The organism is Psychrobacillus sp. L3 (assembly GCF_042945595.1).
In the GTDB taxonomy this organism is placed as follows: domain Bacteria; phylum Bacillota; class Bacilli; order Bacillales_A; family Planococcaceae; genus Psychrobacillus.
On sequence record NZ_CP168493.1, the window covers coordinates 3889888 to 3912115 of the forward strand.

Consider the following 22228-nt stretch of genomic DNA (forward strand, 5'->3'; position numbering starts at 1 on the left):
AATCCTACAAAATCCTACATTTATAATTTTATTTATTTTCACCTTGAAGTTTGAATTTGTCCTTTGTTTCTAAATACAGTACTTGAAGAAATTTTTTACTATTAACTTTTACCTTTGCCGTCTCTTTGCTATTTTCTCTTATATGTATCATTTGATTTCTAATTTCTTGAAAGTCAAAATACCGAGGAGCATAGTATTCAAATTCGGGATTTGTATAATCAATTGAGCCTAAAGAAGCTAAATTATTTACCGCTACCAAAATCGTTCTACGTATGCGTTGCTCAATCGCCTTGCTTTCCTTTCTCACATCTACTTGATGGGACTTTGTCTTAGTAGCAATGGATTCGTACAAATCTTTTAAAGGAGGTAATTGAGCTGCTGCATCACGTTGGTTCATAAGAAACTCGATAATAGATACAATATCGTCACTTCCTACTTCTCCGATAATCCCCATATCATTGAGTATCGACAAGACAATTTCCTTTACATTTTGCTGTCTATTCCCAATTTGACTCGGACCAATTTTTTCTAATGATTCCCGAATGGAGAGTATAGAATCTCTTAGACGAAATTGTTCAGCAGTTTTTTTTAGAATACTCTGTACCTCCACACGATTGATGGGCTTATGTATAAAAAATTCTATCCCTTTTTCATAAGCTTCTCCCACCATTTCTTTGTTAACAATTTGAGAGATCATGATGAATTGACCTCGATATCCTTGATTCCTTAATTGTTCAATCGTTTCAATGCCGTCCAATACTGGCATTAATAAATCGATTAAAACTACATTTGGTTGCATTTTAAGGACAGAGGATATACAACTTGCTCCGCTTTCCGCCTCCCCTATGACAAAACCAAGATCTCCTTCCGTTATTATTTTCTTTAGCATTGTTCTACTAGCTTTATCATCATCTACTATAAAATAACGCAGTATTATTCCACTCGCTTTCGTATGTTTTCAGTTGGAATGGAGATTCGAAAAATAGTGCCTTGTGCTGGTGTTTCGATCTCAATTTGTCCTTTCAGCATATAAATAATCTCTTTTACATGAGATAATCCAATACCCGTTGCAGCAACGCCTTTATCGTTAAACTTTGTTGTATAACCCGGTTCAAAGACTATGGGTATATCCTCTTTTAGAATACCCTTGCCTGAATCTTTTATAATGAAATTAGTATTTATCGACTCCTCGAATACTTCAACACTAATCTGACCATTGTCTATGATGGATTCAACGGCATTTGCGGTTAAGTTATTTAACAAAGCAAGAAGAGGAATTTGCTCATCGGTTTCAAAATTAGTCGGCATCGTTCGTTGAAAGGTAATCTTTTTTCCTAATAGTTCGCTGTATTTTTCATTGGCATCTATAACAAGGTTTATAATATCCGAAAGAAAAGGAGGCTGATTTTTATTTTGTACAGTTATTTTCGTAAGCCCTGATAAAATCCGTTGGGAATCTTTTTTAACTTCATGAATTTCCTGTGCAATACGTAATGCTTGAATACTTAGTGGATGCAATTCTTTCTTTTTTAATTGCCTATACAAATCATAACTAGAGGCAGTAATTTGTTCAATATGATTCATAGATTTTTGTAAATAAAGCGTTTCAGCATATAAATCAGAACCGACTCTCAGCATTTCTTGCATCCGTTTCTTTTGTTCAGAAATTGTAATGGAACTATATAACCCAACTACAAAATAGCTACGAAACAATGCAACCCCACTAATCAAGGACAAATCCCAAAAATCTATATTTGTATGGTGCAACAATCCATACCTCGTATGCTGTTCAGCACAGTTTCCGATAAATTCAAACAACGCGGCCCATGCACCTAAAACAAATGGAAACGTTTTATACTTTTCGATTTTAATCAAGTGTAAACCCGCTGAAAATAAAAAATAAAATAAAAAAGCTGGTAAGTGGTTTTTTAAACTGATAGATATATGCATCTCATCAAGTAATATATCCTCAAATAGACGAAAACAAACAACTGTTAAACCTGTAACAATACCTGTTCTTATAATAGAAACTGGTGTCCAAATCAGAATTAGCAGAAAGAAAGCAATACTTCCTAATCCAAAACGAAAAGCCTCTTCGTCAAAGGGAATTACTTTAATTTCGCTTGCAACCATTGTGAAAATGGCAGTTAGAATCAATATGACTCCTTCTGTCCTATTAAAATCCTTATTAAAAATTTTAGTTGGAGAAAGCATTAGTATCACCTGAAAATGAATTTTTTTCTTTATTATATAAGATACAGTATTTTGTTATGCTTTACTTTACTTTGCTTAACTATACATTGTCTGCCCCTTTTCACTCCTATGAGGAAGAGATCGGATAATTGTTACAAATGAAAAAAGAGATACTCTATTCGAGTATCTCCATTTCCCTTTTTCTAGACCTTTAATCGGTGGTTAACAATCTTCTCCCAATAATACTATAGGAGTAAAGTAAAAATTTAAACTTTGAAATTTCCTACTGAATTCTCTAGTTCATTTGTTAAATTGCTTATTAGGTCCGAAGTTGAAGTAACTTCTTCAATCGAAGACCTTAGTGTATCAAGTGAACCCACTACAATATTTGCTTTTTTGGTGGATTCTTGAGAATTATTCGCGGTTTCGAAAATCTTTGCTGTAATCTCCTGAGCACTAGCTGACATTTGTTGAGAGTTAGCGGAAATCTCTAAAACTTGATGTGAAATGTTCTGAATAGCTTCTAATATATCGGTAAAAACCGTTCCCGACTCAGCAATAAGTTCAAGACTCTCTTTTGATTTAGAAGCACCTTGTTCTAAATCATTAACTGTTTTTGTTATAAGTTGCTGAACTTCAGAAATCAAAAGCGCTGTTTGGCTCGTCGATTGATTTGTCTTTTCAGCCAACTTTTTAACTTCTTCCGCTACAACAGCGAAACCTTTCCCATGTTCACCAGCCCTTGCTGCTTCAATAGCAGCATTTAAAGCAAGTAGATTTGTTTGTTGCGATATTTCACTGATATCGTTAATAATGTTATTTATTTCGTCAGATTTATTTCGCAAATCTTCAGCTACTGTTACAGAATTATTCATTAACTCGTTTAGTTCGTTGATATTGGATTCTGAATTATTAACTAAATTACTTCCTGACAAAGCATTTTCTGCAGTATCTATAGCATATTCTGAAACACTTGCTGCAGATTCAGTAATACGTGTAATATCAGAAGTCATTTCCTCCATAACCTCTGCTATATTAGTAAATGATTCAGATTGCTCTTTCGCAATTGAAATAACATGATGTAATTGCTGAGTATTGGACGTATTTATATTGCTCGACGATTGAGCCGTCTCGTTTAAAAGAAAAACGGTTTCGTTAAGCGATGAAGAAGTAGTATAAATTCTTCCTATAAGATTAGATAAACTTTTCTGCATTGCCTTAATAGAAGTAGCCAGTTGACCAATTTCATCTTTGGACTTAACGTTCAAATTCGTTGTCATATCGCCTTTAGAGATTGCACTAGTTAATTCGGACATTCTTTTTAAATTGGAAAGTGGTCCCCTCATTGAAAAATATAACATGACACCAAGAAGTAGTACCGAAACGAAAATGACTACAATCATTTTCGTGAGTAGATTGTTCAAAGGTGCCGTGAATTCAGAAAGAGGTAATTCAACAAACATAGTCCAATTTGTACCGGGTACAGGTGCATAGTAAATTTGTCGGTCTTTCAAGGTAGCATGACCTACTTGACCATTAAGACCTTCTTTTATTACGCTTGAACGCTCTTTATCGGAATCCCCCGTAAGAAAGTTCTCTTTAAGTAGTTTGCTCGAGTCTGGATGATGAATTACAGTGCCGTCCTTCATTAGTATGTAAATTTGATCCGATTTTCCAATTTTGAAATTCGTGTTTTCTTTAAAAACTGTGCTGATTAGCGATGCTCCACTAACCAACCCCTTAATATTGCCGTTTTTATCACGAACTGGAGTTTCAGCACTAATAATAAGACTAGAAGGATTCTCTAAAGCTACGAATGGATCCGAGATAATAGATTTCCCATCCTTAATTACTAAAGGAAAAGTCGATTCGGAGGAAATATCAACTACAATGTTATTTCCAAGATCCAAATTACCTTTAGTATCACTAACACCAAAAGAATTGAACTTCTCACCAAAACGCTTCATTTCCCGTGTGAAATATGCTTCGATCTCTTCTTTCGTTCCGTTCTGTAACACATCAGAGTTAGCAATAACTTCAACTTCGGCCATCCGTGTGTTAACCCATGTTGAGAGCTGCTGAGCATGAATTTTGACTTGATCGTCAGCGTTCTTATTGAGCGAATCTACGATAATACTACTAGCACTTTGGTAAACAATTGCACTAACAACTATAAAAACTAAAATTACAACTGATATAGCGCTTAAGCTGAGTTTGATTGTTAATGACTTTGAAATTTTTTTTAGCAATAGAGTTATCCCTCCTGTTTTGGTATTAAAATACTACAAAATTTATAACACTTATTATTAATTACCTATTTCTAAATACTAAATTATCATCCAACTTATTCTATTTCTATATTCTTAATATATCAAGTAATTCTCTCTAAATTATCTCAAAATTTTGATTTGGAAGAAAAAATAACGATCTAAATAAACCTTTAATATAGAAGTTAGATCAAAAAGTTCAAGAAGTAGACCTCTTTGTTCTATTTGATTTAAAATCAAACTATTAGCATCCATACAAAATTGAAAGTAGCTGAGAAACATGAAGAAATTCCATTTAAATGATGACCATGAAGTAATGATAAAAGAGGCGACGAAAGAATATGCCCAACAGATAATCGATTTCTATAATGTCGTAGGTGGAGAAACAGATTTTCTTTCATACGGGAAAAATGAATTCAACCGTAATATGGAGGAGTATAAAGAGTTTGTAGAATCTACACGACTAGAACAGAACTCCATTATTTTGTTGGCAATTTTACAGGACGAGATTATCGGTATTGGATCTATTAATTCTAGTCAAAAACAGAGAATGAAACATGTAGGAACGTTAGGGATTGTTGTAAGCAAAAAGCTTATTGGACAAGGTATAGGGAGAAAGTTGATGGAACAATTAATTCATTGGGCTATCTCAAATGGGATAACGAAAAAAATTAGTCTCGTCACTCGTGAAGATAATACTCATGCCATCGAATTGTATGAAAAGCTCGGATTTGAAAAAGAAGGCATCATCAAAAAAGACAGCTTCATTAATGGCACATACTATAACACATTCGTGATGGCATTATTTCTTTAATCGTAAGCGTCCAACTCTCCACAAGCCTCATTTAAACTGATATTTATGAACCTATTGGCTATGCTGCCTGTAACTACGCCTTCCTTGACGAAACTAGTTTGGCAGCACTATCCAGTTGAATGTGCGACCTTGTGAGAGAGCGAGAAAGCACGAAAACAACTCCCACGCCGTATAGACTTTTCCGATTTCACCACAAACTGACACCTAAGTTTTACGCTAAACTGATACTTTTAAAAGCATCAATCCTTTGCTAAGATTTTCATTATATATGAAAACAGATTTTAAAAGGAAGGTTTGGGTCTATGCAAAAAACAACAAGTTACACAAAATCACGCACTTTTGATTTAATCCTAGCAGCAATGTTAATAGCACTCGTTTTCGTTTCAACTCTCGTTTTAAATATCAGACTACCTATCGCAGCAAATGGCGGATTGGTTCATCTTGGAACAGCTATGCTCTTTATCGCATCCATTGTATTTGGTCCTAAAAAAGGAGCACTCGCTGGAGCTATAGGTATGGGTATATTTGACTTAGTGTCTGGTTGGACATTGTGGGCACCCTTCACCTTTGTAGCACGTGGGTTGCAAGGATATATAGTTGGAAAGATTGCTTGGTCATTCGGCCGTAAAGGAAACAGCACTGCTTTCAATCTACTAGGTACCATTATTTCGATTCCTGTTATGTTAGGTGTTTATTACATTTGTGAACGGGTTCTATATGGCAGTTGGATTATACCACTTGCCTCTATTCCCGGAAACATCGTTCAAAATGTTGTAGGGATCATTATAGCCATTCCAGTTTCGGTTTTGCTGAAAAAGGTTCCTGTCTTTAAATAGTTTTAAAAAGTCAAAAGTTTATATTAAACATAAAAAGTCAGCTATTACCATAAAGGTCTAAAACTTTATGGTAATAGCTGATTTTCAAATAATATTAATTTTACCTAGTACTTAGTTGTTAGCATAACTCTGCACAAACGCTATTTGAGTGACTTTATTCATTACTGTTTCAAGCTTACAAATCGTATAACTAAAAAAAGATTGTTATCAAAAACAACCTAAATTGAAGGGTTTATTTGTTATAAGGTTCACCGTAACGCATCTAAATGAGGTTTAACATTTTTCACCCAAATGAATTTACTAGAAATTCAATAATGAACAGTACTGATAAAAATGCAATTACTCTTTAAAAGGGGCAACTGGCCAAGCTCAATATTCTTTTGGTTTTAACTGGCACTGCTTATGGGGAGAATAAGCAGAACCTCTCTTGTAAACCTTCTAAAACTTCTTCTGGTACTTCCCTGACACTGATATCCCCACCTAGAAAAAGTAGCCAACTTGTTATTTCGGTCAATTCTTCGGGGTTATTAACATTGATAAAAGTCTTTAGAATGGCTGTGGTTTGGAAAGGATTCGTATAGGAAATTGAAACTTTTAAAGGATGGTATTTTTTGAACTGAGCAATCGACTTTGGACCTAGTTCAAGGACAAGGTTAATTACTTCTTCCTGCTTACTTAGTTTTTCTAAAATCTTTTTCTTACTTAATCTTTTTTTCGTAGGGTATGATTTGACATTGGTGAGATTGTCTACAGGAAAAATCTTCCTCCCTTCATCCTTTAAGTCAAAGCCTTCAATCAGCCAAAGTCCTTTTTCATGATAAAGGTGCAAGAGATAAATTGGATAAGAATTTATTGCATTTTCCTCTTTGATGGTAATCAATAAATAGCTATCCAAAAGAAGGATTTGGATGAGTTTTTCTACCATAGGATGGGGTAGGTCCGATAGATCAAGTAGGTCTGGATTATTGGGGTTGGTTCCTTCAAAAAGCAAGATTTGATTTAAAAGAACAAGGTCATCTTGCTGGTTTTCTGAGATAAGGCCTAGTAATTTTTCAGCTAAAGACTGACGACTCTTTAGATAAGGGAGTTGTTTATTTCTTGTGGCCATAAAGGCAATAAAAAGAGCTTTGATCTCATTATCCGTAAAACGAACAGTGGGCAGGACAGAGTTGTTCATGACAAAATAACCCCCATCCCTTCCAACTTCAGCGACAAGTGGCATCCCCATGGCTTCAATTTCTCTGATATCTCTAATAGCTGTCGAACGAGAGATGTTAAATTCTCGCATGATTTCAGAAATTGTAAAGTGGGCGCGGTTATTGATATACCGCATGATGATATTAATCCTTTCAACTTTTTTCATCGGGACCTCCCAAACAGTATCATTTTTTGACACTGTTTAAGATTATTATAAACTCATCAAGTGAAAATACAAACCATTTGATTAATTTAAAGAAGAGGAAGGTTTTTAATATGGCAGATTATACTTTAGAAGAAAAAGACAGCTTTACCGTTTTGGGTATTGGAACGGAGCTTAAGAGCGATTACACAGACTTTGTTGGCATAAACAAGGAAAAGGCTGACTTTTGGCAGACCGTCAGCCAAGATGGAACGCTTGACACTTTAAAATCCATAGCCACAAATGACTACGTTTTTGCCGTGAATGAAGCGGTGAATAACAAGATGATGCATTATGCTGGTGTCATGACAGAGGCATCGGTACCAGATGCAACGAGAGTAATCCAATTTCCTAAGGGGAAATACATTGTTGTTAAAGGGGAAGGGAATACGGCTGATGAGTTGAGTAATAAGCTTGCTGGCATTGCCTTTGGTCAAGTCTTACCAGAAGCAAAGGATTTTGCCTATGTTGGTGGGCCAAATACTACGGTTGAGATGGGGCAGCGAAACGGCTTAGTATATGGTGAAATGTGGATTCCTGTTGTTAGGAAATAAAGAGATAGAAGGAGAGATGGAATTGTCCTATATCGTTGATTTTAAAAATGTGTCTACGGTTGGTTTAGAGTCTTCACCTGTAGCAGAAGCGCTTGCTGGTTTACGTGCTAATGAAGCCCGTTACTTTATGAACAAATACAAGCATGAATTTACGGTTATACCAGCTAGCGAAAGCCATGAGACCCTTGATTATGTGAACCGAATTTTGAAAGTAGAACGTGATATTGAGTTTGCGGCCAAACCTTTAGAAACGTCGCATTTTCAAGTGGAAAATATTAAATTTGCCTACGTCATTTATGAGGATGGTCTTGTGCTCAACGTCATGTATACGGTTGATGTTGATGGCCCTAAGAAGCGAGCTGTTGGTTTTAAACTTTCTGAGGAGATGGAAATACCAAAGGAGTTAGAAACGAAGTTTAAGTTTGCTAGGCAGAAGTCTAAACTAGCTGGAACAATTCGGGGCACGTATTTTGTAATTAAAGGAGAATATTAAAGTAAGCAAAAACAACCATTCATGCAACAAATGTTCGTCTAGGCATTCAAATAACAAAACAGCACCTCTCCATCAAATTAGGGGTGCTGTTAGTTTTTTTGCAAATATCTCTTTTACTTATGGTAAGGTTCACCTTACCGAGTCTAACGGCGAAATTCGTTCTCGGACAAAATAAAGGGTTCACGCCCCTTAAAATTATATCCATTCCAAAGATAATCTAAAGAAAAAACCAGAGCTAGTATACTCTGGTATAAATATTATCATTAAATTTTAAAATTCTTAACCGCTTCAAGAAGATTATTAGCCTCAAATACAACATCGTCAGAATCTGTTCTTACTTTTTGTATTCCATGAGCCTGCTCTTGAGTAACTGCTAAAAACTCTTCTGTGGATGCTGCATTTTCCTCAGCAACAGCTGCAATATTCTCCATAACCATGGATATTTCATGTGACTTATTATTTACTTCACTAGCTGAAGATGCCGCTTTGTTTATTTGTATTACAATGTTTTGTACGGAACCTTTTATTTGGTCAAAATATTTCTTTGTATCATTTACTGCAATTTCTTGCTTTAATACAACATCTTTTACTAGATTAACCTCATCAACACTTTGAGATGTTCTTGCCTGTATTTCCTTGATAAGTGCAATAATCTCATTACTTGAATTCGCTGATTGTTCCGCAAGTTTCCTTACCTCATCTGCAACAACAGCAAAGCCCTTCCCATGCTCCCCTGCACGGGCTGCTTCTATTGCTGCATTAAGCGCAAGAAGGTTTGTTTGGCTAGCTATACCTCCAATAACATCGACTATATCGCTAATCTTTGCTGATTTTTCAGCCAACATATCAATTGCCATTCCTACATTTTCAGTAGTTTTCTTGCTTTCTTCCATAAGGCTTAACTGACCTACAATAGCCGTAAATCCCTCATCGACAGTTGCATTAACTAATTTGATCATATCTACAGACTTTTCAACATTAGTTGTGATTTCTTGTATATCATTTGTAATACCAGTTACCATCGATGTTCCATTTTGTACTGACTCAGCTTGGTAATTTGCACCACTTGCAATACTATCTACTGTAACAAGTATTTCAGATGAAATATTCCCGGACTGAGCAGCCATGCTATTCATTTCACTTGCTTTAGAATCTACAGTATTTGCAGCAATTATTACTTGCTGTACTAGATTTCTTAAATTGTCAATCATTGAATTATATGCAATAGAAAGTTCAGCGATTTCATCCTTACCTTTAACATCAATTTTTGTTGTAAAATCACCATTAGCCATGTTCTTAGAGTTTTCTATAAGCTTTAAAATAGGGCGAACTACTACTCTTGAGAGCAAGATTGCAATGATTGCCACACTGATCAAAGAAATGACAATAATAGTAATTGCTGTTTGCTTAGATTTCATGGCTTGCTCATTCATTTCTTGAAAAGGAACATCTAAAACTAGCCGCCAACCTGTCCTCTCGATTTCATTATAAGAGGCAACAATACTTTGACCACTATCATCTTGATAATTTAAGATGCCGTTTTTATTAACCAGAACATTCTTGTTAAACAGTTCAGCGGTATCGTTACTCTCCATTTCTTTTAAATTCTTGCCAATTTTCGTGGGATCAGGATGAACCAGAATTACACCGTTGCTTGATATTAAGTATCCTTTTCCTGTTGTAGCAACTTTAATATCTTTAACAACTTTGGAAATTTTGGATACATCAAGCATCGATTGAACAATCCCTCTAAACTCCCCCTTATCATCTACAAGCGGAACATCGATGATAATGATGTCAAGATCTTCATTAACAGCTTTAAGAATATCGGAGACTGCGACTTTTTTGGTACTCATTGCATTTTTAACATTTTGGAATTCACTTCCATCATAACTTTGGTCACTCGTTTCATAGACATACCCTTTCGTGTCCACATACGAATATACTTGTACGTCATGATCGCTTTGTGCCAAAATCTTAAGAACTGGGATAACTTGTTTAGGGTCATTATTCAAAAATTCTGGATGCTCCTTCACCACAGCTTGCATCGATTCAATTTTTTGTGAAATCCAGTCGTTAATATATTTCGCATTAAGATTTGTTGCCTCTTCAAAAGCGTCTTCAGATGTTGTACTAATGGCAACGTTGGATTGCATGAGTAAAATGGATGAAGAAGCAACAAGTGGAATTAGCGATATTGATAGCAAAATAATCATTAATTTGAGCTTGAAAGATTTATTAATGGCTGAAAAAAGATTTTTACGCATATTTGTCATCCCTTTTTTAAACATAGATTTTGTCGTTTTATTGTTCAAGTCTCAATTTCAAATTTTCCTAAAACCCAGAAAACATTTCCCCTTTCTATAAATCTTGTTTGAATCAATTACAGTGTCTGCACTCACATTGTAAAATCATAATACTACATAAAACGCCAAATTTCACCATTAAACTGTTATTTTATTCTATATTTTTATGCAATTTCGACAAAACAATCCTTATTACCTAAAATATATAGAAAACTCCCGTATTAATGCTAAAGATCTCCGTAATTAGTCTTTATGCGATTTTTATGAAATACTAATCGCTATGTCAATTGCACCTATTAGAACAAATTAACTAGCTATTTTATACTAGTAGAGGCTGTTCTCTAAAGTTAATATGTTCGTACAATTGGAGATTTATAATTTGCAAAATGTTGTTCAATTTCGATGAAAGAGTTAGAAAACAGCATTGCTTTTTTATCTGCTTCAGTTTAATAAAACATTTGTTATCAACTCATCATAAAAATCTTTTATTTTATCCAAGTAGCAACCTACATTGAATAAAATACATGGATTTTGGTGTTGTCCAATTTTTGCCCATGAAATTACCTCAGAGATTTCTTCTAGAATTCCAGGTTCCTCAGTCAATGCAATATAGCAGTTCCCTAATTCAATCATCTTGTTTTTACGTTCAGACATAGGATGAACAGATTCTAAACGAGTTAAATTAGGATGACTTAGCTCTCGATAAACTTAAAATGTTGGAATAATGCCGAATACTTTACCGTTATGTATAAAAACTTCATCTAAAATCACGCCCATTAGACCAATTTTTCTTCGCCATATACTAAAGTATCACCATATTCCAAGTGATTTTGCTGCCTCTTTGTATAAATCATTGTTACTTAGGCTTGCACCACAGTAAACTGAAATATTCAAATTTTATTCCTCCTTTACGCTACCATTCTAGCAGTATAATGAGTGGTTTTCATTGAATATTTTTGAATACAAAAAGTGGCTAACAGACTTTTATAAAGAACGAGGCTGATATGACTTAATCGCCTTTATTCGTGTGCATTTTTTAACGGAAGAGGTTGGTAAAGTTTCAAAAGCCATTCGAACAATTGAAATTGAGCGTGATCGTCCAAATGAAGAAAATCTACCAAAAGAAAACCAAATTGAGAATTTAAAAGAAGAACTAGGCGATGTTCTCTATAATTAATTTATTTTAGCTGATTAGTACGAAATTGATTTAACTGAAATTATGTTAAGCCATAAAGATAAACTTACAAAACGATATCAATAATAATGCATCTAACCTTTAAAAATCCCTAAATAAAAGTTTTAAAAATAGCAAAACCACCTAAATCGTTATCACATCAACGATCTAGGTGGTCCTTTTTACAAAACCTCATTTACCCATGATACGGTTCTCCGTGATATGTCTAAATGAGGTTTTCTTATTGTTTATTTTTGAAAACTTTTAGTTAAAAATCGAATTTCTGAACTGCATCTATTAATGATCCTGTTGCATAATACCTTCTGTCAAAGGATCTTAACTCTCTTCAGATAAACATTTCATAATTGCTTGAAGTAAATTTCCTTCTCTAATTATTTTATTTCTGTCCCCTTCAATTACTTTTAAATTAATTTTTCCATTTTGTGAATATAACTTTCTATAAGAGTCCGATCTAAACGGTACTTCTATATGCATTTTTATTAATTGTTCAAGTTCTTCAATATCTATTAAAACTACATTATAGAGTTCTATGGATTTAATCCATTCTTATGGATAACCATGGGATAGAATGAGGGCTGTCACAAAAGTCACTTTTATGACAGCCCTTTTCATTTTTTACATGCACAATAAATGTAAGTGTTTGTTATTTAGAAGCAACTTTTATGACTCTTGATACACTTTCGTTTCCAGCCTTGTCTTTAGCCACAACAGTTACGCTTGTGCCTGCTTTTTGGGCTTTAATCTTCACAGTGAATTTCCCTTTTGAATTTGCTTTTGCTTCCCCTAATAATGTTTTCCCGTTATAAACTTGTACAGTAGCATCTTTTTCAGTTGTACCTGTAACTGATTTAGACTTTGCTGTTACTTTATCTACTTTAGGAGCATCAGGTGCAGTGAAATCTGGCATGTTTGTTAAAGAAGGCAGACCAGAGATATAACCAATACCACCTGTTTTATTAATACCAATTTGTTCGTCAACAGCTTTAAGTAATTCATCTTTATTAACAGCTGTAATTGACTTAGCATCTACTTCATCACCAGGATGCTGGAAATTACTTAAAATGTATGAGAATCCATTGCGGTCATCAGCAGCAAATAATCCAGTTGCTTCCGCTCCTGCTGGAACAGATAAGACACGATCTAATTCTTTCGTATCAACATTATATGCCCAAACGTAGTTATTTGTGTGAGCTCCGCTATCTTCACCAATAAAGAGTGTTCTCATTGATTCAGAGTAACTTAAGTTATCTGGATTGGCTACCTTATCTACATTTGCAGTGTTTCCAAATGAATCAGCTTCTTTTAAATCTTCACCAACAACTAATCCAGACATTGATGGTGCTACATAAGAGCTATTAATGGCCTTTCCTTGGCTATCCTTTTGACCACCTTGCAAATCTAATTGATAAGTTACACCAGCTTTAATTTTTGGTAATTGAATTTGGTCTGCTGGGTCTTTTCCTGTTGAATCTTTTTCCATAGCCTTACTTTGATCGGAAATTGCGATATATACTTTTTTATCCTTTTCGTTTAGTGCTAGACCTTCCATTTTGTTAAATTCTGTAGTCGCACCAAGAATGGCAGCGTAACGGCGAGTTTCAAGGAAGGCTGCTGCTTTTTCTTTGCCAGGTTTAAGTTTTAAATACTCAACTTTTCCTTCATTTGAGTATGTTTTAATAGCTGTAAAACCTTCTTTAGGCGCATCTGAAGTTTCAAAAATATCATTGAATGTAATGCCGCTATCAATAATAGCTTTCACTTCTTTATCGGTTTCATGTCCTAAATTAATCCATTGTAAATCTCCTGAACCACCGTTTTCAGTACCAGTTTGTTTAAATTTGGCTGCATATAATGTACCTGATGATAAATCTTTTTCTCTGTCGGCCACATACATAAACATTCCTGTATTACCGCCATCATCCCCGTAAAAAACAGTTTTGTTATCAGGCATTACTTTCGCTAACTCATGAGAGAAGCGTCCTGTACTGTAATGCTTTACAACTGATGTTTTCCCGTTCTTTTCTACTGTAATTTCAGGAGTGTACCCATAGAAATAAGGATTAGCCTTTGCTTTATCTCCAAAATAGAATTGAGAGAATGTTTCAACTTGACTTCTTACTTTCGAAGTTGGATCTAAGAAAAGTCGCGCATCTGGTTCGTACTCTTCAGAACCTAAATGTGTATTCCAAGGAGATAATGATCCGTTACATGGAATCCAAAGTCCTTTTACTGCTGAAAAATCAATTTTTTCTACTTTTAAAGGTTTCAATTCACCTGTTTTTTTGTCCTGTTCCAACTCAGTTAAAGACATAGATGCAGGAACTAAACCGTATGCTGATTTACCAGCAGCATCAATGGTCTGATATTCATAATGTGTAACCATATAAAGTTTGCCGTTAATAGGCAGCATTAAGCTGTTTGAATCCGGAGCATCGGAGACAAAGTATTTTCCGTCTGTGCTGCTTGGATCCTTAATTGGATTTCCTTTTACATCAATTGGTGTACCTGCTGGGATTTTTTTCCCTTTAACAGTTGCTACCTTATCTTCCGATTTAAATAGGTAGTTGTAGGACAACGGAAATGTTTTTACTTTTCCATTGCTATATTTCACATCAACTGTTGCGGCTGTATACGTTTTTACCATTTCTTCAATAGTAGATGGTGCTTTCATTCCATTAAATTTAACAGCTTCTATTGTTATATTTTTCTGAGCATTCACTGCTGTCGGTGATAATGCTGGAACTGTAATAGCTAGAGCAAGCGCTAAAGTAACACTTTTTTTCACAATTTTGATATTAATCATCTAATAATCCCCCTAGTAGATTTCTTTTGTGCAATTCTATTAAACTTTATGGATGTTAATTTACTGTTGATTTGATTTTAATTATTTGTAAACATTTGATGTTACTAGTGCTCTTTTTCGTAACATTCCAGGAAATAATGGCAAGATATTGAGTTAATAAGCTTCGTGTAGTTCTTTAATGTTGTATAAAGAGATTTAGATAATATGTCATCTCATTTGTTAGCACTATTAGATCAAAGAGATGAATTAAAAGCTTTGATTGAAGCTGATTATCGTTCAAATTTATAATATCGTTTACCAAAAATAGCACCATCCACACGTAATGGAATGGTGCTGTCCCTGTTTTTCAAAAAACCTCATTTACTTATGGTAAGGTTCATTTTTAATGATGCGAAATGCTCGATAAATTTGCTCAATCAATACTAACTTCATTAATTGGTGTGGCAATGTCATTTTCCCAAATGATAGTTTTTCATCTGATCGTTTCAATACTTCTTCTTGTAAACCTAGTGACCCTCCAATGACAAATGCGATTTTACTTTTTCCATACGTCATTAAGGATTCTAGACCACTTGCTAGCTGTTCTGAAGATTTCATTTTACCGTCAATTGCTAGTGCAATAACATATGTATCTGCACTGATTTTCGCTAAAATGCGTTCTCCTTCTTTTTTCTTTACGATTTCCATATCTGCTTCACTTAGATTTTCTGGCGCTTTCTCATCAGGCACTTCTATCAAATCCATTTTTGCATAACTATTCAATCGTTTTGCATATTCTTCTATACCCAGTTTTAAGTACTTTTCTTTCAATTTCCCAACCGTGATAATTTGTATATTCACAGGTTATCCACCTTCACATTTCATTTACAAACAACTTATCCACAAATGTTATCCACATATCCACATTGCTTATCTACATATTGTGTTTTATTTTTCATTTTCTACAATATATATTGCTTGCTCATCACAGTATGTGCACTTTGTGGATAACTTTTCTTCATTCAATATTTTTTCTAGCATTGGAAAGGTTTTTTGCTCTGCTACAAACATGTCTAAAGCTTGATTTATATGGTTTTCGCAACTGAATATTCTCAATTTTTCACTACCTTCCTATTTACTAATAATTCACTAAGTTATACACAAATCGTTCGTTGTTATCCACAATCTATTTTACCAAACGAAAAGCGAGTAGGAAAGAATAGCTTTTCTTTTCCTACTCGCTGTGTAAAACTTTTATTTACAATAAAAAGTTATCCACATCTTTATAAACTGTCTGTATCCACCAATTTAAGCGTTAGATCCACAATTTTTCCGTCTCTATACACTTTCACTTTTAATTCGTCGCCAATTTCTTTTTCGTTATATAAATGTTTTCTTAATTCAATTGTATTTTCTATTTTTTCTCCGTCCATCTCTACAATAACATCATAAGTCTTCATTCCAGCTTTAGCTGCAGGTGAATTTGGAACGACTTCATTTACCACAACACCTGTAGTTACTTCTGCTGGTAACTTCAAAGTATCCTTTTGATGAATTGCTGGTACGTTTGTTAAATCAACTAATGTAATCCCCATAGAAGGACGATTCACTTTACCATTCCGCTCCAAATCCTCAATAATTGGAATTGCGGAGTTAACTGGGATTGCCAGACCTATACCTTCAACAGCGGCCTCAGATATTTTCATGGAATTAATCCCTACAAGTTGACCGGCTAAATTTATTAACGCTCCACCACTATTACCAGGGTTAATAGCTGCGTCTGTTTGTAAAACTTCTGCTTGCCAATCTACCACACCATCTCCATTAATATCTACTGGTATTGCACGATCTTTACCAGATACAACCCCAGTGGTTACAGATCCATAAAAATCGAGTCCTAGTGGGTTACCAATGGCAATTACAGTTTCACCTTGTTTTAATGCATCTGAGTCACCAAATGTAATGACAGAATCTACTCCCTTAGCATCAATTTCAAGTACCGCTAAATCCGTCCAAATATCGGTACCTACAAGTTTTGCTTCTACCTTGGTTCCATCAACTAATGTTACTTCTAGTGATTTCGCACCTTCAACAACATGGTTATTCGTAATGACGTACGCCTTTCCGCCTTCTTTTTTATAAATAACTCCTGACCCTGTTCCCGCTTCTTGTGTAGATTTTGAATGACTCCAAAAGTCAGTAACGGATTGAATATTTGATACACCGACTACAGCACCCGAAGCCTTTTCAACCGCTTCCGTAACACCCGTGTTCACATCTACAGAAAGCTGTTGCGTTTCCATAGAAGTTTTGGTCGCTTTCGTTCCGTTATTAGTTGGCAAATTTGTTAACACGGATGGTATTAAAAACCAAACAAGCAATGCACCTACCATTACTCCCGCTAAAGCACTAAAAAAATAGCCTGCTAAACTTTTTTTCTTTTCTTTTTTAGGTTCCTCCTGTGGTTCATATGGATTGTAATCGTCCATTTTTCATCTCCCTTTCATTTTACATATATGTTTATGTTATTAATTTACCCAATTAACATTAAAATAAGATGAAAATCAATTAAAAGTTTAATAAAACATACGTGTAGGATTTAAAAAAAATAAAAAAAGCTCCAAAGGCTAAAATAGCTTCGGAACTTTCTCTTTTACACAACAACTAATTCAGTTGGCACGTTTGCATCGGTATCATGGAGATGTACATATTCTCCCGTAATAATACCGCAAGATTCAAGTGTTTGAGTAACACTCATACGAGCAAGATCTTTCATATTATTATCTTTACTTAAATGAGATAAATAAATATTTGTATTTTTTTTATCTACAACTTCACTCATTGCAACAGCTGCATCTTCATTGGATACATGTCCTACATCGCTTAAGATTCTTCGCTTAACAGACCAAGGATAGCGTCCCATTTGAAGCATACTTACATCATGATTACTCTCAAAGACAAAGGAATCTGCTCCCTTAATATGCCCTTTCATCCGGTCACTTACGTAACCAGTGTCTGTAATCAAGACAAGTTTGCGACCATTTTCATGAAAAATATAAAACATGGGATCTGCCGAATCGTGTGATACAGCAAATGACTGTATATCGATTGATCCAAATGTTTTAACCGTTTCCATGTCAAATTGAAATCGTTGGTCAACGGACACATTTCCAATAAGTGAATCCATCGCTGACCATGTTTTTTCATTTGCAAAAATAGGCACACCATGTTTCCTTGCTACTACACCTAACCCTTTAATATGATCACTATGCTCATGTGTGACAAAAATACCTGACAGCTTTTTTATATCGCGATCAATTTCACTAAAGAGTTGCTCCATTTTCTTACCGCTCAGTCCGACATCTACTAAAAAGGAGTGCTCATCACTTTCCACATAAACTGCATTTCCACTACTGCCACTTGCTAATACACTAAATCTCATTGTTAGAACTCCTTACTTTACTACTGTTGGTTCCGTCTCTTTTGGAATTTCAATAATTTTTCCTTCAACTGCATTTACAAAATATTCTTCCGACGTTTCATCCGATAGTTTAACTAATATATGCCAAGTTGGTGCAAATACTTGCGTTCCTTCTAGTTGCGCTAATGTAGAGTATCCTAGACTAACCTCTTTTACTGTAGAGTCAGGTTTTAGTATCCCTCGTTTATACAGAACTTTAATGGCTTGCATGGATGATAATAAGCTTTTCGATTCATTATAATCTTCTAAGTTATCCAAGAGACTTTGTTCATAACTAACGATCTCTTGTTCTTCATTAAAATACACAATTAATTTTGCATATTTATTATTATAAACTAATCGATTATTGACTTTTTGAAAAAATGTAACGGAGTTATTTTCCTCATCTATGCTCCATAATCCATAAGCGTTTCCACGTATGATATTTTCCTGAAGTACTTTTTCCAACTTATTTTCTTCCGTAATTGGAAGTGGTTTAACAAAGGTACTTGTAAGTTGATAGCCATTTTTCATTTCTACTTTTTGGTTTGGTAAGTTGTCTAATTCTTCTGCACTAAAAGTATGAAGATTTCCTGATACATAAGAGGCTTCTAAAATGTCAGATTCCATTTTTGGAACCTTAATATTATCAAGTAAAAATCGTTCCTCTATTGGAGTATCGCTACGAACTTCTATATCCTGTGCTTCATTATATCTATTTAAGTAAAGAGAAAACAAAAATACATTTAAAATAGAAAATACAATTATAAAGATAGTCTTTGTTTTATTCCAATCCAAATTTGCCACCTCCCAGTATTTCTGGAGATACTCGAACCCATAAACCCTTCGATAAATAATACCAGGACGGTTCTAGATTTAACAATGGCTGTTGGTCATCTTGCGACAAATAATAACTCACTACCATGTCATCCACAGATGACATTTTTAAATCTGGAATTGTAGACATCAAATCATACGTGACTTGACCAGAAGGCAATTGCATTTTTCTTGTTTTAAAAGGGGAAGAATCAGTTAATGTATAATATGGTCTAATATATCGATAGACTCGATTCACTCCCCAATATTGCGTAATTTCGGTAGACGTATCATTACTAAAAACAGGTAATCCATTTAAGTAAAGCTGATAACTAACTTGCTGGGTAGCAGAATTTATGCGATTATATCGATATTCATCTGTCCAACCACTATGCTCATTAACGAAATCCAAACTATGCTGAATGAGTTCTGCTGGATTACTTGAATTTTGACTTTCCGATGCAGGATGCACATAACTTAATTTTTTTTGCAAAAAATTAACCGTCATTAATGCATTATCGTCGGTGTACTGCTGTTCTCTTGGTCCGTTAGAATTACTACGAACAAGACTAGGGGAAGTAAATAAAGCATTTTTAAATTTTTCTGGAGCAATTTCCTCTAGTAAATACGTATACCCTTTGACCTCTTCTGGACTAGTTGAAACATACAGAGATAGTTTACCTGGTCTTTCTATTTCATTATACGGTGGAAAGTTATTAGTTTGTTTAATTATACGTTCCGAAAATGCTTCTTTATCGACTTTATCAACGAGGGATTTATATATTTTTTGGTTGGTTGTATTAATAAAATAAAATACCAGTTCATCTTCCGAAGGGCCATTCCAGTCAACTACTAAACGATTAAAAGAGGTATCTGGTAAATTATGATCAGCAAACGAAAAGATGCTGCTAAACGTCTTAATAGGAACCTCTGTAGGATAGAAGAATGTTACTCGATTGGACATTGTAATATAATCATTTATTTGCAGAAAACTTGCTTTGTTGTTTACAGGTTCTATCTTTTTTAGTTCCCAAGTTTTCATGGAATTAAATACTTTTTCAATATTAAGTGGGGTTTCTGAACCAGTCAAAGTTTCCCCATGACTATATAATATACGATAAGGCTTCACTAGATCTTCTATTCTCTTTTTCTCTGCAATGGAGATATCAACGATTGGAGGAGTATCAATCGTATCGTACGTCGGAGAATAGGTCCATATAGTAAAGGTGAGCGTCAAGCTGAGCAGGATGAGCAAGAGTAAAATAACGGATTTTACTTGTTCGATATACTTCAATCCCACTCACCTTCCTCATCCAGTTCAATTTTAAGTGTGAAAAATACCGTTGTTCCTTGACCCTCTTCACTTTCAGCCCAAATGGAACCCCCATGTGCTTCTATCATTTCCCGGGCAATTGCTAGTCCAAGACCAGTTCCTCCCATAGATCTTGCCCTTGCACGATCTACTCGGTAAAAACGATCGAAAATTCGCTCCACATTTTCAGAAGGTATTCCCATACCATCATCCGATATCATCACCTTCAACTCTTGATCCTTCACAACTATTCCAAATCGAATATTACCGCCATCGGGCGAATATTTTAACGCATTGGAAATGATATTATCAATTACTTGTGTTAGTTTATCTGTGTCTATCTCCACATAATAAGGTACTTCCGGAAGGATTCGATGAAAAGTTACATTTTGAGATTTAGATAACTCAAAACGATCAATGATTCGATTGAAAAATTGATTGAAATTCACAACATCCCGATTTAATTCATAATCTCTACTATCCATTTTGGATAATTGAAGCAGATCATTTACTAGACGAATCATTCGTTGTGTTTCTGTTTGCGTAACTTGAAGAAAGGATGGTGCAATTTCCTCGTCTCTCCAGGCTCCATCTGCTAGTGCTTCTAAATAACTACTCATGGTCGTAAGAGGAGTGCGCAATTCATGAGAAACATTTGCAACAAATTCTCTCCGTTCCATATCAATCTTCTCTTGTTCGGTATTGTCATGAAGAACTGCTATGAATCCATTCACAAAACCTGTTTCTTTTTGAATAACCGAGAAATTTACACGCAATATAAAAGGTCTTTCTTGTGTGCTAAAGTCGAGTGTCATGGATTCCTTGGAATGAATTAAGTCTTCAAATGATTGCGCCATGTCTATTCCTAATACAGAAATAATAGGACGATTTAAGACCATTTCTCTAGGAACACGTAGAAATTGAAGCGCTGGATCATTGATTAAAATAACTCTTCCTTTCCGGTCTGTTGCAATTACTCCGTCTGTCATATTGGTAAGCACAGAAGCAAGTTTTCTTCTTTCCGCTTCTGTAGTAGATTGGGCTTCCTGTAATCGATTTGTTAAATGGTTAAAGGCAATAGCAAGTTGACCAATTTCATCATCTCCATATACACGTACTTTCCTAGAAAAGTTACCTTTTGCCATCGCTTGCGCTTGCTTTCTCATATCCGATATAGGTCGTGTAATTGTTTGTGCTATTAATATACCAAGTACAATTGTGATAGCTAACGCTACCGCTGTTCCACCTGCTAGAATTTGATTGATTTCATTCATTTGGACAAACACATTTTCAATATTGGATTCGATATATAACGTTCCAATTACTTCTCCTTTAGAAATAATTGGGGTTGCTAAAATCCAAATTCGCTTTCCCGAATCCAAAAAAATATTATCAAAAGCCGTTTCTGCCGTTATGGAACGTCTTACTATATCGTCCATTGATCTTTGTCCAACAATTGCTTGATTGTTAATATCTGAAGTTGCGAGAATTTGATACCTTGCATCTATTACTCGAACCTCTTTAATGTCATCCGAATCGAGTCCAGACAAAATAGAACGCAAACTTTGCTCTTCAGTTTCGTCTCCTTCTGATCGTATTTTCAATATCTCTTCTCGCGCACTAAATTCTAGTAGACTTACACGATCCGAAATAGCGTGCTGAAAATTTTCTCTTAACGTTTTCTCAAGCTGTTTTACAAAGTAAAGACCAATAATTTGCATCGCAATAATTATTAGTAATATATATATGAATACAATTTTTACGTGAATCGATTTAAAATAACCAACCTTTTGCATTCTTT

Annotated in this window: 18 protein-coding genes and 1 pseudogene; 5 read left to right on the plus strand and 14 right to left on the minus strand. The window is 34.7% G+C overall.

What is annotated here, in order from left to right; all coding sequences use genetic code 11:
* Nucleotides 1-28: 28 nt before the first annotated feature.
* The 3 genes from ACEPXD_RS19575 to ACEPXD_RS19585 all read right to left on the minus strand — a co-directional run bounded on the left by ACEPXD_RS19575 (nucleotide 29) and on the right by ACEPXD_RS19585 (nucleotide 4442).
* On the minus strand, nucleotides 29-931 hold the full coding sequence (locus tag ACEPXD_RS19575) for a response regulator (RefSeq protein ID WP_391123405.1): 903 nt from the start codon (nucleotides 929-931) through the stop codon (nucleotides 29-31).
* A 2-nt stretch (nucleotides 932-933) separates the two neighbouring features.
* On the minus strand, nucleotides 934-2214 hold the full coding sequence (locus ACEPXD_RS19580) for an ATP-binding protein (protein ID WP_391123408.1): 1281 nt from the start codon (nucleotides 2212-2214) through the stop codon (nucleotides 934-936).
* A 245-nt stretch (nucleotides 2215-2459) separates the two neighbouring features.
* Nucleotides 2460-4442 carry a methyl-accepting chemotaxis protein gene (locus ACEPXD_RS19585; protein ID WP_391118674.1) on the minus strand — a complete coding sequence of 661 codons (1983 nt, stop codon included), beginning with the start codon at nucleotides 4440-4442 and terminating at the stop codon, nucleotides 2460-2462.
* A 298-nt stretch (nucleotides 4443-4740) separates the two neighbouring features.
* Between ACEPXD_RS19585 and ACEPXD_RS19590 the strand changes: the two genes are divergently transcribed.
* Nucleotides 4741-5274, plus strand: coding sequence for a GNAT family N-acetyltransferase (locus ACEPXD_RS19590; RefSeq protein WP_391118676.1), 534 nt, complete (start codon nucleotides 4741-4743; stop codon nucleotides 5272-5274).
* A gap of 302 nt (nucleotides 5275-5576) precedes the next feature.
* Nucleotides 5577-6110 (plus strand): ECF transporter S component, encoded by a 534-nt coding sequence (locus ACEPXD_RS19595; protein WP_391118678.1) that lies wholly within the window; start codon nucleotides 5577-5579, stop codon nucleotides 6108-6110.
* A gap of 400 nt (nucleotides 6111-6510) precedes the next feature.
* Here the strand turns inward: ACEPXD_RS19595 and ACEPXD_RS19600 are convergent, their stop codons facing one another.
* On the minus strand, nucleotides 6511-7473 hold the full coding sequence (locus ACEPXD_RS19600) for a helix-turn-helix transcriptional regulator (RefSeq protein ID WP_391118680.1): 963 nt from the start codon (nucleotides 7471-7473) through the stop codon (nucleotides 6511-6513).
* Nucleotides 7474-7583: 110 nt separating this feature from the next.
* On the opposite strand from ACEPXD_RS19600, the gene ACEPXD_RS19605 reads away from it, so the two are divergent.
* A complete protein-coding gene (locus ACEPXD_RS19605; protein WP_391118682.1) occupies nucleotides 7584-8063 on the plus strand; it encodes a GyrI-like domain-containing protein in 480 nt (159 codons plus the stop codon).
* Between the two features lie 22 nt (nucleotides 8064-8085).
* Nucleotides 8086-8556, plus strand: coding sequence for a phage tail protein (locus tag ACEPXD_RS19610; RefSeq protein WP_391118684.1), 471 nt, complete (start codon nucleotides 8086-8088; stop codon nucleotides 8554-8556).
* A gap of 263 nt (nucleotides 8557-8819) precedes the next feature.
* Here the strand turns inward: ACEPXD_RS19610 and ACEPXD_RS19615 are convergent, their stop codons facing one another.
* Entirely contained in the window at nucleotides 8820-10871 is a 2052-nt protein-coding gene (locus ACEPXD_RS19615) for a methyl-accepting chemotaxis protein (protein ID WP_391118685.1), read from the minus strand.
* 432 nt (nucleotides 10872-11303) lie between these two features.
* On the minus strand, nucleotides 11304-11516 hold the full coding sequence (locus ACEPXD_RS19620; protein ID WP_391118687.1) for an LOG family protein: 213 nt from the start codon (nucleotides 11514-11516) through the stop codon (nucleotides 11304-11306).
* A 358-nt stretch (nucleotides 11517-11874) separates the two neighbouring features.
* Here ACEPXD_RS19620 and ACEPXD_RS19625 point away from each other — a divergent pair.
* A pseudogene (locus ACEPXD_RS19625) lies at nucleotides 11875-12123 on the plus strand (MazG nucleotide pyrophosphohydrolase domain-containing protein).
* A gap of 577 nt (nucleotides 12124-12700) precedes the next feature.
* Here ACEPXD_RS19625 and ACEPXD_RS19630 read toward each other — a convergent pair.
* From ACEPXD_RS19630 to walK, 8 genes are all read right to left on the minus strand, one after another.
* Nucleotides 12701-14860, minus strand: coding sequence for an alkaline phosphatase PhoX (locus ACEPXD_RS19630; protein ID WP_391118689.1), 2160 nt, complete (start codon nucleotides 14858-14860; stop codon nucleotides 12701-12703).
* A gap of 360 nt (nucleotides 14861-15220) precedes the next feature.
* Nucleotides 15221-15700 carry a 23S rRNA (pseudouridine(1915)-N(3))-methyltransferase RlmH gene (gene rlmH / locus ACEPXD_RS19635; protein ID WP_391118691.1) on the minus strand — a complete coding sequence of 160 codons (480 nt, stop codon included), beginning with the start codon at nucleotides 15698-15700 and terminating at the stop codon, nucleotides 15221-15223.
* Between the two features lie 87 nt (nucleotides 15701-15787).
* Nucleotides 15788-15955: a CxxH/CxxC protein gene (locus ACEPXD_RS19640; protein ID WP_391118693.1), complete on the minus strand. Its 168-nt coding sequence runs from the start codon at nucleotides 15953-15955 to the stop codon at nucleotides 15788-15790.
* Between the two features lie 167 nt (nucleotides 15956-16122).
* A complete protein-coding gene (locus ACEPXD_RS19645; protein ID WP_391118695.1) occupies nucleotides 16123-17328 on the minus strand; it encodes a S1C family serine protease in 1206 nt (401 codons plus the stop codon).
* Nucleotides 17329-17492: 164 nt separating this feature from the next.
* Nucleotides 17493-18281: an MBL fold metallo-hydrolase gene (locus tag ACEPXD_RS19650; RefSeq protein ID WP_391118697.1), complete on the minus strand. Its 789-nt coding sequence runs from the start codon at nucleotides 18279-18281 to the stop codon at nucleotides 17493-17495.
* 12 nt (nucleotides 18282-18293) lie between these two features.
* Entirely contained in the window at nucleotides 18294-19097 is an 804-nt protein-coding gene (locus ACEPXD_RS19655) for a two-component system regulatory protein YycI (RefSeq protein ID WP_391118699.1), read from the minus strand.
* On the minus strand, nucleotides 19084-20415 hold the full coding sequence (locus ACEPXD_RS19660) for a YycH family regulatory protein (RefSeq protein ID WP_391118701.1): 1332 nt from the start codon (nucleotides 20413-20415) through the stop codon (nucleotides 19084-19086). Before ACEPXD_RS19660 ends, ACEPXD_RS19655 begins: the two co-directional genes overlap by 14 nt.
* On the minus strand, nucleotides 20406-22223 hold the full coding sequence (walK, locus tag ACEPXD_RS19665; RefSeq protein WP_391118702.1) for a cell wall metabolism sensor histidine kinase WalK: 1818 nt from the start codon (nucleotides 22221-22223) through the stop codon (nucleotides 20406-20408). The genes ACEPXD_RS19660 and walK overlap by 10 nt, the downstream gene beginning before the upstream one ends.
* Between the last annotated feature and the right edge of the window lie 5 nt (nucleotides 22224-22228).